13 protein-coding genes are annotated in these 12082 nt (G+C 42.7%); 10 read left to right on the top strand and 3 right to left on the bottom strand.

What is annotated here, in order from left to right; genetic code table 11:
- The 3 genes from Xinn_RS07945 to Xinn_RS07935 are packed head-to-tail and all read left to right on the top strand — an operon-like array spanning window position 1 to window position 3947.
- On the top strand, window positions 1–723 hold the full coding sequence (locus Xinn_RS07945) for a C40 family peptidase (protein ID WP_086955627.1): 723 nt from the start codon (window positions 1–3) through the stop codon (window positions 721–723).
- Between the two features lie 9 nt (window positions 724–732).
- On the top strand, window positions 733–1308 hold the full coding sequence (locus Xinn_RS07940; RefSeq protein WP_086955629.1) for a tail assembly protein: 576 nt from the start codon (window positions 733–735) through the stop codon (window positions 1306–1308).
- A gap of 17 nt (window positions 1309–1325) precedes the next feature.
- The gene (locus tag Xinn_RS07935) at window positions 1326–3947 is read left to right on the top strand and encodes a TipJ family phage tail tip protein (RefSeq protein WP_099137636.1); all 2622 of its coding nucleotides are present in this window, start codon (window positions 1326–1328) and stop codon (window positions 3945–3947) included.
- Window positions 3948–3987: 40 nt separating this feature from the next.
- Here Xinn_RS07935 and Xinn_RS07930 read toward each other — a convergent pair whose 3' ends face one another.
- Together Xinn_RS07930 and Xinn_RS07925 are read right to left on the bottom strand one after the other, a co-directional pair.
- Complete coding sequence (locus tag Xinn_RS07930) at window positions 3988–4413, bottom strand: type II toxin-antitoxin system VapC family toxin (protein WP_086955630.1); 426 nt, start codon at window positions 4411–4413, stop codon at window positions 3988–3990.
- Window positions 4413–4667 carry a type II toxin-antitoxin system Phd/YefM family antitoxin gene (locus tag Xinn_RS07925; RefSeq protein ID WP_086955631.1) on the bottom strand — a complete coding sequence of 85 codons (255 nt, stop codon included), beginning with the start codon at window positions 4665–4667 and terminating at the stop codon, window positions 4413–4415. Before Xinn_RS07925 ends, Xinn_RS07930 begins: the two co-directional genes overlap by 1 nt.
- Window positions 4668–4907: 240 nt before the next feature.
- Between Xinn_RS07925 and Xinn_RS07920 the strand changes: the two genes are divergently transcribed.
- From Xinn_RS07920 to Xinn_RS07890, 7 genes are all read left to right on the top strand, one after another.
- Window positions 4908–5237 carry a SymE family type I addiction module toxin gene (locus Xinn_RS07920; protein ID WP_086955633.1) on the top strand — a complete coding sequence of 110 codons (330 nt, stop codon included), beginning with the start codon at window positions 4908–4910 and terminating at the stop codon, window positions 5235–5237.
- 141 nt (window positions 5238–5378) lie between these two features.
- A complete protein-coding gene (locus tag Xinn_RS07915) occupies window positions 5379–5717 on the top strand; it encodes a SymE family type I addiction module toxin (protein ID WP_086955635.1) in 339 nt (112 codons plus the stop codon).
- Window positions 5718–5884: 167 nt separating this feature from the next.
- Complete coding sequence (locus tag Xinn_RS07910; RefSeq protein ID WP_086955636.1) at window positions 5885–6181, top strand: type II toxin-antitoxin system RelE/ParE family toxin; 297 nt, start codon at window positions 5885–5887, stop codon at window positions 6179–6181.
- Window position 6182: 1 nt separating this feature from the next.
- The gene (locus Xinn_RS07905) at window positions 6183–6467 is read left to right on the top strand and encodes an addiction module antidote protein (RefSeq protein ID WP_086955638.1); all 285 of its coding nucleotides are present in this window, start codon (window positions 6183–6185) and stop codon (window positions 6465–6467) included.
- A gap of 615 nt (window positions 6468–7082) precedes the next feature.
- Window positions 7083–8477 (top strand): 3'-5' exonuclease, encoded by a 1395-nt coding sequence (locus Xinn_RS07900; RefSeq protein ID WP_086955639.1) that lies wholly within the window; start codon window positions 7083–7085, stop codon window positions 8475–8477.
- Window positions 8478–9140, top strand: a complete 663-nt coding sequence (locus Xinn_RS07895; protein WP_086955640.1) for a DarT ssDNA thymidine ADP-ribosyltransferase family protein — start codon at window positions 8478–8480, stop codon at window positions 9138–9140.
- A 16-nt stretch (window positions 9141–9156) separates the two neighbouring features.
- Entirely contained in the window at window positions 9157–10830 is a 1674-nt protein-coding gene (locus Xinn_RS07890) for an ADP-ribosylglycohydrolase family protein (RefSeq protein WP_086955642.1), read from the top strand.
- Window positions 10831–11766: 936 nt separating this feature from the next.
- On the opposite strand, the gene Xinn_RS07885 is transcribed toward Xinn_RS07890, so the two are convergent.
- Window positions 11767–12081: a hypothetical protein gene (locus tag Xinn_RS07885; RefSeq protein ID WP_244590165.1), complete on the bottom strand. Its 315-nt coding sequence runs from the start codon at window positions 12079–12081 to the stop codon at window positions 11767–11769.
- Window position 12082 lies beyond the last annotated feature (1 nt).

Below are 12082 nucleotides of genomic sequence, written 5' to 3'. Positions count from 1 at the left end.
ATGACAATCCTGCGAAAATACACGACCCGCGCCATCATGGCGCATGCTCAGGCCACTTACCCGAATGAGTGCTGTGGGCTGATTATTCAACAGCCCCGTCGGCAACGCTATTTTCCCTGTCGTAACACCGCGCCGTCACCCACGGCACAGTTTCATATGCATGCTGAGGATTATGCGGTTGCCGAAGATAAAGGCACGATTATTGCCATTGTTCACAGCCACCCTGATGCGACCACACAGCCGAGCCAATTGGATATTGCCCAGTGTGACCTGTCACAAACGCCTTGGGTGATTGTGTCGTGGCCGGAGGGGGATCTCCGTACCCTGATGCCAACGGCAGGCATTAAGCCCTTAATAGGTCGCCCGTTCGTACACGGTATCTGGGATTGTTATGCCATTGTACGGGACTGGTACCGGCTGGAACGGGCGATAGCACTCCCGGATTTTGAACGCACCGATAGCTGGTGGGTTCGGGGGGAAAATTTGTATATGAAACAGTATGCCGCTGCCGGATTTGTCGCGTGTCGCGGTGAATTACAGACCGGGGATGTGATCATTATGCAGGTGCAGGCCAATGAACCCAATCATGCAGCTATTTATCTGGGGAACAGTCTGATGCTGCACCATCTGTACGGGCAGCTCAGTAAGCGGGAACCCTATCACGGCTACTGGCAGGAGCGCACCATTATCACGCTGCGCCATGCGCTTTCATCGACTTTATGAGGTTATAGCATGAATACATGCCGCACTATCCGGTTATACGGCGTACTCGGCACCCGTTTCGGGCGGGTGCATCAACTGGCGGTCTCTACGCCACAGGAAGCGATCCGGGCACTGTCGGTGCTGCTTGACGGCTTTGAACGTTTTCTGTTAACGGCCAAAGCGCAGGGACTCACCTTTGCCGTGTTCAGCGGCCAGCGCAATCTCCTGCGTGACGAACTGGGCTTTCCCGGTGAAGCGGATATCCGCATTGCCCCGCTGATTATCGGCAGCAAAAACGCCGGTGTGTTTCAGACCATTCTGGGGGCGGTACTGGTGGTGGCCGGTGCATTTTTATGGGCAACCCCGTTTGGTGCACCGATGATCATGTCCGGGGTTGGCATGATGCTGGGCGGGGTGGTGCAGATGCTGTCGCCCGCCCCCGGCGGGCTGGCCCGGCGTGAAGATCCTGACAATAAACCGTCCTATGCGTTCGGGGGACCAGTGAATACCGTGGCACAGGGGAATCCGGTGCCCATCGGCTACGGCAGACGCCGTATTGGTGGCGCCATCATTTCAGCGGGTATCTACGCGGAAGATCAACAATAATATTCTGAGGATGACAGATGAACAAGCCGCCCATTCAGGGGCATAAAGGCGGTCGCCAGCAGCCCCGTACACCGGTGGAAGCCCCGGATTCCCTGCAATCCACTGCCTATACCCGGATTATCCTTGCTCTGGGCGAAGGCGAATTTGCGGGTGATCTGGATGGCAGTCGCATTTTTCTGGATAACACGCCATTGAGTGATATCCACGGCAGACCCAATTTTGACGGGGTCAAATGGGAGTTCCGCCCCGGCACACCCCATCAGGCGTATATCCCCGGAATGCCTGCGGTTGAAAATGCCCGCACCGTCAGTGCCGAACTGGTCAATTCATGGGTAACAACGGTGACCAATACGCAACTGTCAGCGGTTCGCCTGCGGTTATCGTGGCCTCAGTTGCAGCGGCAAAAAGAGAACGGGGATACCGTAGGCTATCGCATTGACTATGCCATTGACCTCGCCACGGATGGCGGTGCGTTTCAGGAAATTCTGAAAACCGCCGTGGATGGCAAAACCACCACAAAATACGAACGTTCCCATCGGGTGGATTTACCCCCTGCCCATTCGGGCTGGCAGGTGCGCCTGCGTCGGTTGACGCCAAAACAGAACAGCAACCGGATTGCGGATGCGATGATGGTGGAAGCCATCACTGATGTCATCGATGCCAAACTCAGTTACCCGGAAACCGCCCTGTTATTTATTCAGTTTGATGCCAAACAGTTCCGCCATATCCCGCAAATCACCTGTGAACCCAAAATGCGTATTATCCGGGTGCCCACCAATTATTATCCGGAGCGTCATCGCCGTTATGTGGGCAGTTGGGATGGCACGTTCAAATGGGCATGGAGCGACAACCCGGCATGGGTGTTGTATGACCTGATGATGAATGATCGGTTTAGTATCGGTACCCGGGTGAAAGCAGAAAACCTGACTCTGGCAAAATGGGATCTGTACAGCATCGCGCAATATTGTGATCAGACAGTACCGGATGGGGAAGGCGGCGAAGAGCCGCGTTTCACCTGCAATGTGTATATTCAGTCACAGGAAGAGGCCTGGGCCGTGTTGCGTGATATTGCGGGGATCTTCCGGGGGATGACGTTCTGGGCTAATAACACGATGAATGTGCTGGCGGATATGCCAAGGGATGTGGATTATCTCTTTACCTGCGCCAATGTGCGTGATGGCAAATTTACCTATTCCAGTGCCAGTGAGAAAACCCATTACTCTACGGCCATGGTGAGTTGGTCTGATCCACAGAACGGTTATCAGGATGCCATCGAACCGGTGTTTGAACCGCGTCTGATACGCCGCTATGGTATCCGGCAGGCTGATATCACTGCCATCGGTTGTACCCGTCAGAGTGAAGCCATCCGGCGTGGTAAATGGGTGCTGCACACCAATGAACATGACCGGACTGTGAATTTCACTGTGGGACTGGAAGGGCATATTCCCCTACCGGGTTATCTGATTGGTGTGTCGGATAACCTGTTGTCAGGCGTGGGTAAGAGTGGGCGGATTCAGGCTGTGCCGGGGCGATATCTTATCATTTTGGATCGGGTGCCGTCGGCAAAAGTGGATGACTGGCTTGTCATTAATCTGCCTGCCGGGAAGATCGGGCGAGATCGCATTGCGGCGATCAATGGACAGGAAGTGTCCGTAAGCAGCAGTGGCTGGCGCTATTCAGAGCCACCGGAAGTGGGGGCAGTCTGGGCCATTGAATCCAGCCATAGAGTGGATCAACCCTTTCGGGTGACAGGCATCAAAGCAGGCGAAGACGGTGTGTCATTTGATATCACGGCGGTTGAACACAATCCTGATAAATATGTACTGATTGACAGCAATACCCGTGTTGATGAACGCCCCGTCACCGTCATCCCACCCCGCGTTCAGCCGGCACCGGGGAATGTGCTTATCGACCGTCATTATTCGCTGAATCAGGATATTATCACCACCACATTGCGGATCTCATGGGAGGCCGCCGCCAGTGCCGTGGCCTATGAAGTCGAATGGCGCAAAGACAATGGTAACTGGATAACGTCACCCCGGATAGCGGCACGAAGCCTTGAAGTGCCGAATGCGGATGACGGACATTATCAGGTGCGGGTCAGGGCGATTAATGTGGCCGCCATCTCCAGTCTTTGGGTTATGCAGGATACCCGGCTGGAAAGCCCCAAAGTCCAATTGTCAGAGCCGCAGTCCCTGCGAACCACGCCGTTACTGTTTGGTATTCGGCTGGACTGGGACTTTGTTAAGCCAAAGAATAGCCTGCTGAAAACGGAAATTTGCTATAACTCCAGCGGAGAGCATGATGACACTCTGCAGTTCGCTGATATTCCCTATCCGCAACGCACCCATACGTTACAGGGGCTGGCGGCAGGGGAGAAGCTTTACTTCCGGGCACGGCTGGTGGATAAATCGGGCACGGTTTCAGAATGGACATCACTGGTCAGCGGCTCTGTGTCCAATGATACCCGCTGGATAGTGAACGCCAGTCGGGATCATTTTCTGGATGCGGAAACCGGGCGGCGCTTACAGGCACAGTTCAATGAGCGGGCCAAAGCCGATGCGCGTTATCAGCAGACCCTGGCAGAAAACACGCAGGCGATTGAAAGACTGAATGACAGGCTGAAGGATCTCAAATAGCGTTCCCCCTAATCCGATAACGCCAGCTGGCCAATCATCATTATTCGCCCAATTCCCACGGATTGAGGATGGTGACGCCCGTGGACTGAAAATCGGCGACATTACGTGTGACCACTGTCATTCCATGCACCAGGGCGGTGGCCGCAATCAGCGCATCCCGCTCGCTGGCGCGGTCAGGCACATGCAACCGGGCGCAGCGTTGTGCCACGGCGGTATCCACGGGTAACGTGCGTTCAGCGAATTCCGGCAGGACATGTTGTTCCAGCCACGCCCGCAGCAGGCTTCCTTGCGTTGCATCCTTACGTTCGATCAACAACACACCAAGCTCTAATTCCATGATGGTAATGGCGGAAACAAAGAGATCGGCAGCATCGACGCTTTCTGCCCATTTTGCTACGTTTGGCGCGGCCTTCCCGGCCCGAATTTTTCGCAGTTCGGACACGACGTTGGTATCGAGCACGTACATTATGAAAAATCCGCTGGACGGGTTTCGATAGTCACGCGCAGTGGCTCAAACTCAATGTCCGCAACGCCCGGCATTGCCAGTGAATCAGCGATGTTGCGATGCTGTTTGGTCAGCAGTCGGTATTCCTCAATGCTCAACAGCACATGGGCTGGCTTGCCGCGATCGGTGATAAAGACGGGACCGTTCTTGGTGGCTTTCTTTGCACGGGTCACATCCTGATTCAGTTCCCGGCTGGAGAGGGTCGTGATGGTCATGGCGGTATCTCCTGTTTGAACTCACAATATAGGAACATTACTACAATATAAATAATAGTGCAAATAGTGTACACATTTTCATTCCGGTCGCTATTTTGCGAGCCGCTTTGCAAAGGTGATTTTTGCCAGTGGTATGTTATTTGAGCGGGGGATAGAGTGGGCGGTGACATTTCGACGCGGCTTTACCGTGGTGAGACACGATAAAACCGCTAACCACAACAACTAATTAAGGTAGTTATTATGGCTGACACGCATTCTACTGCAGGCCTCTGCATTTACAAAATTTCCCAACCCGAACGTTATCAGAAAGTGGTTTACCGCCCCAAGGGACTTAACCGCACGACGCCGGCCATCAACTTAAGCGGAAAATGGTTACTGGAAGCGGGGTTTTCCATTAACGATCCGTTAAAAATCAGAGTGATGCCGGGCTGCCTGATTATCACCAGCCAAAATTTCCATGAACTGTGGCACTGTTTAAAAAGCCTGAATGAAGGGGAATGGGATGATATCGCCGTGGCCCACTGGTTGCGGCAATTTCCCGGAAAATTAACGAAAAAACTGCCGAAATAAACGCATAATACCCTGTATTATCAATCAAAAGCGTATATTGAACTCCCCCTGAGTGAGTGGTACTTTGCGTTTCACGGGCAAAATTTTTCTTTTGCGAAGCGACTCGCATTTTATTTGACTGATTAAACCAAGAAGGAACCGATGAAACTTCATTTTTCGACTGAAAACGCTGAACTGCCGGAATGTGTCTTAAGCGGTGAAGATATGCAACAGATGGGGTTTACGCCGAATACCCTGTTTCATATCCAGCAATATAAAAACGGGTTGATGCTCACCGTGGCAGAGCCTGATCAGGTTCCTCTGCCCGAGACGGCGGAAAGCGATCTCTATCAGGGCATTGATTGGGTGCGTGATAATGGTGAGCTGTATCTGGCGGGCGACTGGTTAACGGAAACCGGTTTGTTGGAGAAGCCCGTTCAGATTGCCTTCGGCTACGGCAAAATTATGTTGTTGACCGAAGCGGAGTTTAGACCTGTCTGATCCGGGTAATACGTAATGGATTTCAAGTTGCATCACAGCCAACAAAGAGGCGGCTTGAAAGACGAAGTGTATAATACGTTTTTATTGCTGGTGGCGCTGGTGTGTTAACTACGGTTGACACGCCGTGTTATTTACCTACAATAATGATAGTGCTTCAGGAGGGGAGCATGATAACCATTGAAAGGACACAACATTTTGAAAAGTGGTTAAAATCCTTAAAAGACCGAGTAGCAAAAGCCAAAATCTTAATTCGGGTTGAAAGAATGGAAGAGGGTAATTTTGGCGATGTTGAACCGGTGGGAGGTGGGGTATCGGAACTCAGAATACACTACGGGCAAGGCTATCGAGTCTACTTTGCTAACAAAAATAATGAAATCATATTATTACTCTGTGGCGGGGATAAAAGCAGCCAGCAGGCAGATATAAAAAAAGCCAAACAACTCGCGAAAGAATGGGGATTTTAAAATGAAATCAGCACCAAAAAAATTTGATGTTGTAGAGTTTTTGGAAACGGAAGAAGATATTCAGGCCTACTTAAATGCCGCTATTGAAGAAAACGATACAAAATATTTATTTAAAGCGTTAGGTAATATTGCCAGAAGAAAAAATATCAGCCAACTCTCTAAAGAATCAGGGATAAGCCGGGAAGGGATATATAAGGCATTGTCCGGTGAAGGCAACCCATCATTTAATACGGTATATAAAATATCAAAAGCACTGGGTTTGAAACTGAATTTCACGGGGGCTTAACTAGTCTCTATTAATACCCTGTAAATAAATTCTCTATTGATGAATTAAATCAGTACGATGTGATTTATTGATTTTTACAAAACATTAAATAAACATCGAAGCGTGGTTGTTGTTTCCCTCTTCAATCAACTTTCTCATAATTGAGCAGAAACTGATTTTTTTGGGGTCATAAACAATACTATTGTATTAATTAGATTTAACTCCATTAAAAACATGCTTCTGCTATTTTACAATGGGAGTGGTTTATCCAACTTTTCAAGTTAGAAAAGAAGAGGGTTATCGATTATTTTAATTACTATCTTTTCAGTATGGTTTTTTTTGACTGAACCATGATAATAAAGTCTATGTATTGGATTAATTCTTCAGATAGATTATAAGCACAGTACCTGTGAAATTGGATTGTTTCCCATAATAAAAAGTTTTTTTAAAGAAAGATATATTGTTGGGAGATATTTACACTCAATTTATAGAAAGAACCAATCAAAAACATTATGTGATGAATTTTATGAAAAACCCAAATGATAAAATTATATTATGTAAGATAAGTCACAAATACTTTTGTATAAAATTGCTAGGCTAACGAAAATTAATCTAATCATGTAAAGGTATTTTTCATTGAAATTATTATCTAATCATCAACCTACAAGAGAGCAATTACCGATTGTTAGTCGTACAACAACAGGTATCGTTGTAATTAGAGGGGCGGCAGGTAGTGGTAAAACGACGAGTGCAATACTACGATTAACTGCCATGGTGAATACGCTTGTTCGCAGAAGAAATATGAATGGAGATAACTCACCGATTAAAGCTCTTGTTTTATCTTTCAATAGGACTCTAGCAGGATATATTGACGAATTGATAGAGTTAAGCATAAAAAATGGATCAATTCCTATTGATGTAGTAGTCGAAAATGATACTTTCTCGAATTGGGTGGTACAATATTTAGGGAATAACCTTATTTCAGACTCATGTCGTGAGGGATACTTTAGAAATAAATGTAATTCTCTTGGTTATGATATAAGTTTTATTTTAGATGAAATAGATTATATAAGAGGAAGGTTTTTATCGGAAAATATTAATGATTACTTAACAATTGAACGAACTGGTCGAGGAATATATCCGCAGGTAACAAGGGATACTAGACAGAAGCTTATAGATATTATACATGATTATAATCATTGGATAAGCAGTATTATGCTCGATGACTGGTACACTCAGTGTGAAAAAATGTTAAATGTCAATTGTCTAGGTTATGACATTGTTATTGTTGATGAAGCTCAAGATTTCTCAGCTAATCAAATTAGGGTCATTCAAGCTCATTTAGCCCCAGACTATTACTTAACTTTTGTCATTGACACAATCCAACGCTTGTACCCACGGGGGTTTACATGGATAGAAACAGGGTTAGACATGAGTAAGGCTATTTATCATAAGTTGAAAGAAAATCACAGAAATACGATTGAAATTGCAAAATTCGCCTCTTCTCTCATCAGTGGATTAACTATTGATGATGATGGGAGTATTAGTGATTTATCTCAAGCAACGAAGCATGGTAGAAAACCTATTATCTGTGAAGGATTATATAAGAAACAACTTGAATATGCTGTAAATTATATAAAAAGTCATGTCAATTTAGATAACGAATCTGTCGCTTTTCTCAAGCCTAGGGGGGGAGGTTGGTTTGATGAAGTCAAGCGTCAGTTAACTATACATAATCTTAAATATAGTGTTATGACCAAGAACAAGGAATGGCCTATCGGAAATGTGAATATCGCATTGTCTACCATGAATTCTGTGAAAGGGCTTGAATTTGATCATATAATTATACTCGGGATTAATAACGAAAATACTCACTATGGTAATGATGATAAAAATCAACAATTAAGGCGATTGTTAGCCATGGCTATCAGTCGAGCGAGAGAATCAGTAATTATTGGTTACAAGGAATCAGAAAAATCGAACTTAATTGATTATTTTTCGAACGATTATTTTGATAAGGTTATTTTGTAAATGAATATAAATGATTTTATCCTTAAGAAAAATATTACTGAAATATTACATTTTACTACAGTTAAAGGATTAACTGGTTGTGCAAGCCAGCAAAGGGTTTTATCCCGAAAAGCACTTGGTGAAGAGCAATATTTGAGCTATATCGCATCACCTGTATCAAAAGAAAGAAAAGAAGCTGAAAAAACCTTTAACAAAGACGAGAATTGGCTTGATTTTATTAATCTTTCTATCAGTGAAATAAATACACACTATTTCAACGCTGCACAACGATGGTTCCATGAGCATGATGCATGGTGGTGCATTATGTCTTTTGATCCTATCATTTTGACACACGATAATGTTTATTTTACGACTACTAACAATATTTATACATCAGTAAAAAGAAACAAGGGATTATCGGGTTTACAGGCGATGTATGACGCACAAATTGTTAGATGGAATAGTAACGTTGTATATAGAGAAGGTAGAGCTAAACATTTAACAACTTGCGAACAAGCCGAAGTACTATACCCTAATCCGCTGAGCTTAAATTTTTTAAAAAAAATATATACTCAGTGTCCAGAGCAAGAAGCTTCAGTTTATGGAACATTATGCAGTTTAGGTATTCGCAGTGTAGAAATTGAAACAATGCCTAATAAATTTTTGGGAATACCAAATACATAAAAGTCAAGAGGAATAAATGAACTTACCATCACATACACAAAAAATAGTAAATTCAGCTCTATGGGCTGCTGTTGGTGACGCTCTTGGCTGGATTTCAGAGTTAGTTGATAGTAATGGATTAAAAAGACGTATAAAAAGAAGTTCTTTGCAAATGCCTACAAGTTGGGAACGTAAGATAGGTGGGTATTCTGGTGTCAATGTACACCTGCCATCTGGAACTTACTCTGATGATACACAACTGAGGCTTGCAGTATCAAGATCCATTAGATCGAATGGACAATTTGATATTGAATCTTTTGCAAAAATAGAACTTCCTGTCTGGCTTTCTTATGCTTTAGGAGCAGGGCGAGCGAGTAAAGTAGCTGCAAAAAATCTTGTCAAAAAGGACACTAATTGGTTTTCAAACTTTTATGATAGTAAAAGCATAAAATATACAGAATCAGGAGGGAATGGAACGGCAATGCGTATACAACCCCATGTATGGAGTTGTATAAATTTAGAAAAAAAAGAATACATTATGTCTGTTGTGATGGATAGCATAGTCACACATGGTCATTTATTAGCAATATGTGGGGCTATATTTCATGCTAATGCATTGCAATTTTCATTAATTAATGGAAGGGCTGCTAATTTTAGTGAAATGAAATATTTCATTGATGATTTCTCTCTAATTAATGATGCTATCAATAATAATTATGAACTAAAAAATTTTTGGTTGCCTACATGGGAACAAACAAGTGGAAAAAGATTATATTCAGAAATCATTCGCATAAAAGAAGAAACTGTAGACTATTTAGATTTAGTTATAAATACATTACCTAGCTCAGGAAAACTAGATCAGGTTTTTTCATTTATTATTAATAAGTTAGATTGCGACAAGGAACAGCGTAGAGGAGCATCTACAAATACAGCATTAGCTAGTAGTATATTGAGTCACCTTTGTCATAAATCGGACCCATATAAAACTATGCTTATTTGTGTAAATCAATTAGGTACAGATACAGATACTATAGCCAGTATGGCTGGGGCTATTATAGGATGTTATAATGATGCACCAACATGGGATATTCAAGATAAATCTTACATAATTCAAGAAGCTATTCGTCTATCTAATATTTCTTTTAGAAAAAATGAAAAATATTTCTCATACCCTGATTTAAACAAATGGAATGCTCCGCAAACACAGAGTGATGCTTTAGGTATAAATGATGCTGATTTAGTTGTCAAAGGATTAGGGAAAGCCGAACCTATTAATAACCAAATTTGGGAGAATAAAACTCACAATTGGAGGTGGGTGAAATTAGAGTTTGGTCAAACTATATTAATAAAAAGTAAAAACTCCAAACTTGAGCTAATATCATTAGACCAAATTCCTGATGCTAAATTCAGTCAGCTAGATTTAAATATAAATAAAAATCAAATTAACCTATCTGATACTATTCTTAGTAAGCAGGATGATTTATTTTCTTCTAACATAGAAAAAAAACAAATTTCTGCATTTAATAATGTTGAAAATTATAATGAAGAAGAGTTGGATTTAGATAAAATAACCTCAAAAATAATAAAAAATGGATTTAATTATGAAGAAATCGGACGTTTTTTAATTGAATTCGCTAGTGAAAAAAACTTAGAGTCTTGTATAGCTTACGCGGCAATTATTGGAAAAGCATTTAACGTTAGAAAAAAATGAAAATATACCAATCGTCATTGAAATTGCTTGATTTCTGGCTCACACTAAACTATCGCTAAGCGATATGACAATTCATGTGACGTCAGACCAAAGACATACCTTTTTGATGCTTATACGACTCGCAATGAGTGAGTAAGTAGTGACCGTATTAAAATCGTTCTTTTGGTTGCCGAAGGCTGGATTGTGCGGATGATTGGTTAGACTTTGCGTATTCATGACATACAAATTCCATTAATTGCCACCTACAAAATCATTTAAGTAAGAAAAAGCTAGTTCCTAAAATGGTGGCCCTGAAAGCTATATATCCATCAAGAAAATACGTTAATCTATTGATTGTTTTATTAAAAATTGATATGTGTGACGTGCGAATTATGTCCTGTGTTCGGGAGCGATGGTAGATTTTTCTCTTTGTAATTGGGATGTAGAAATGACTCCCTACTAGCGACTTAGTTACAAGAACCCCATGGGCGTCCTTATAAATTTTATAGCCAATAAGCAACAAAAATTTATGATACTCACTGTGCCATATGAACCATAGAAGGTGAATGTGGTCAGCATGAGCCGATTTTATTTATTGATGAGGTGTATTCGTCACTGTCCACAGAGTTAAATTACGATAATATGGCATGTGAAAAAGGATAAAAATAGTATTTATTTACAAAATGATATATGTTTTCCCTCTTACGGTGCAGACAGTGTTTGTTATCGAGACAAGATTGCATCCATTGTAGAATAAATTAACGGAAAAAAGCATCGATATCACTGAAAATTTCAACTAAGTCGTTCATGGCCTGTCACAGAAACAATGTTTCGGCGTGTACCAAAACATTGTTCTTGAAACAGGCTTCTCGTCAATTACCTATTCAGGATTCGGGTTAAATAAAATTGATGCTTTTTTTCGAAAATTTAGGTGAATATAATCACGTTTTAATCAAATTAAGATAGGAGTTGGGTAGCTTTATCCTGCAGTTCAATTCCTATATCTTCAAGCTTATTCAGCATTTCTTCATCGTACATTCCCTCTCTAAAAGAAAATGCACCATACACATCTACGAACGCAAGGGCTAATTTCTTAGGTACTTCAGTTTTCTCGTGATAGAAATCAATTAAAAAATCTAAAGCCAGATAAAGTATCTTTATTTCATCCATAGAAAAAGCACTCTTTGTTCTTAGTCTTACAGGTATAGAGTTTTCACCTAATAATTTATCAAATACTATGTTTCTAGCTATATCTTCATTCATTGATGTCATA

This window comes from Xenorhabdus innexi, from assembly GCF_002632485.1.
Taxonomy (GTDB): domain Bacteria; phylum Pseudomonadota; class Gammaproteobacteria; order Enterobacterales; family Enterobacteriaceae; genus Xenorhabdus; species Xenorhabdus innexi.
Note: the sequence above shows the minus strand (reverse complement) of the source record. Positions and strands in the feature narration are given on the sequence as shown.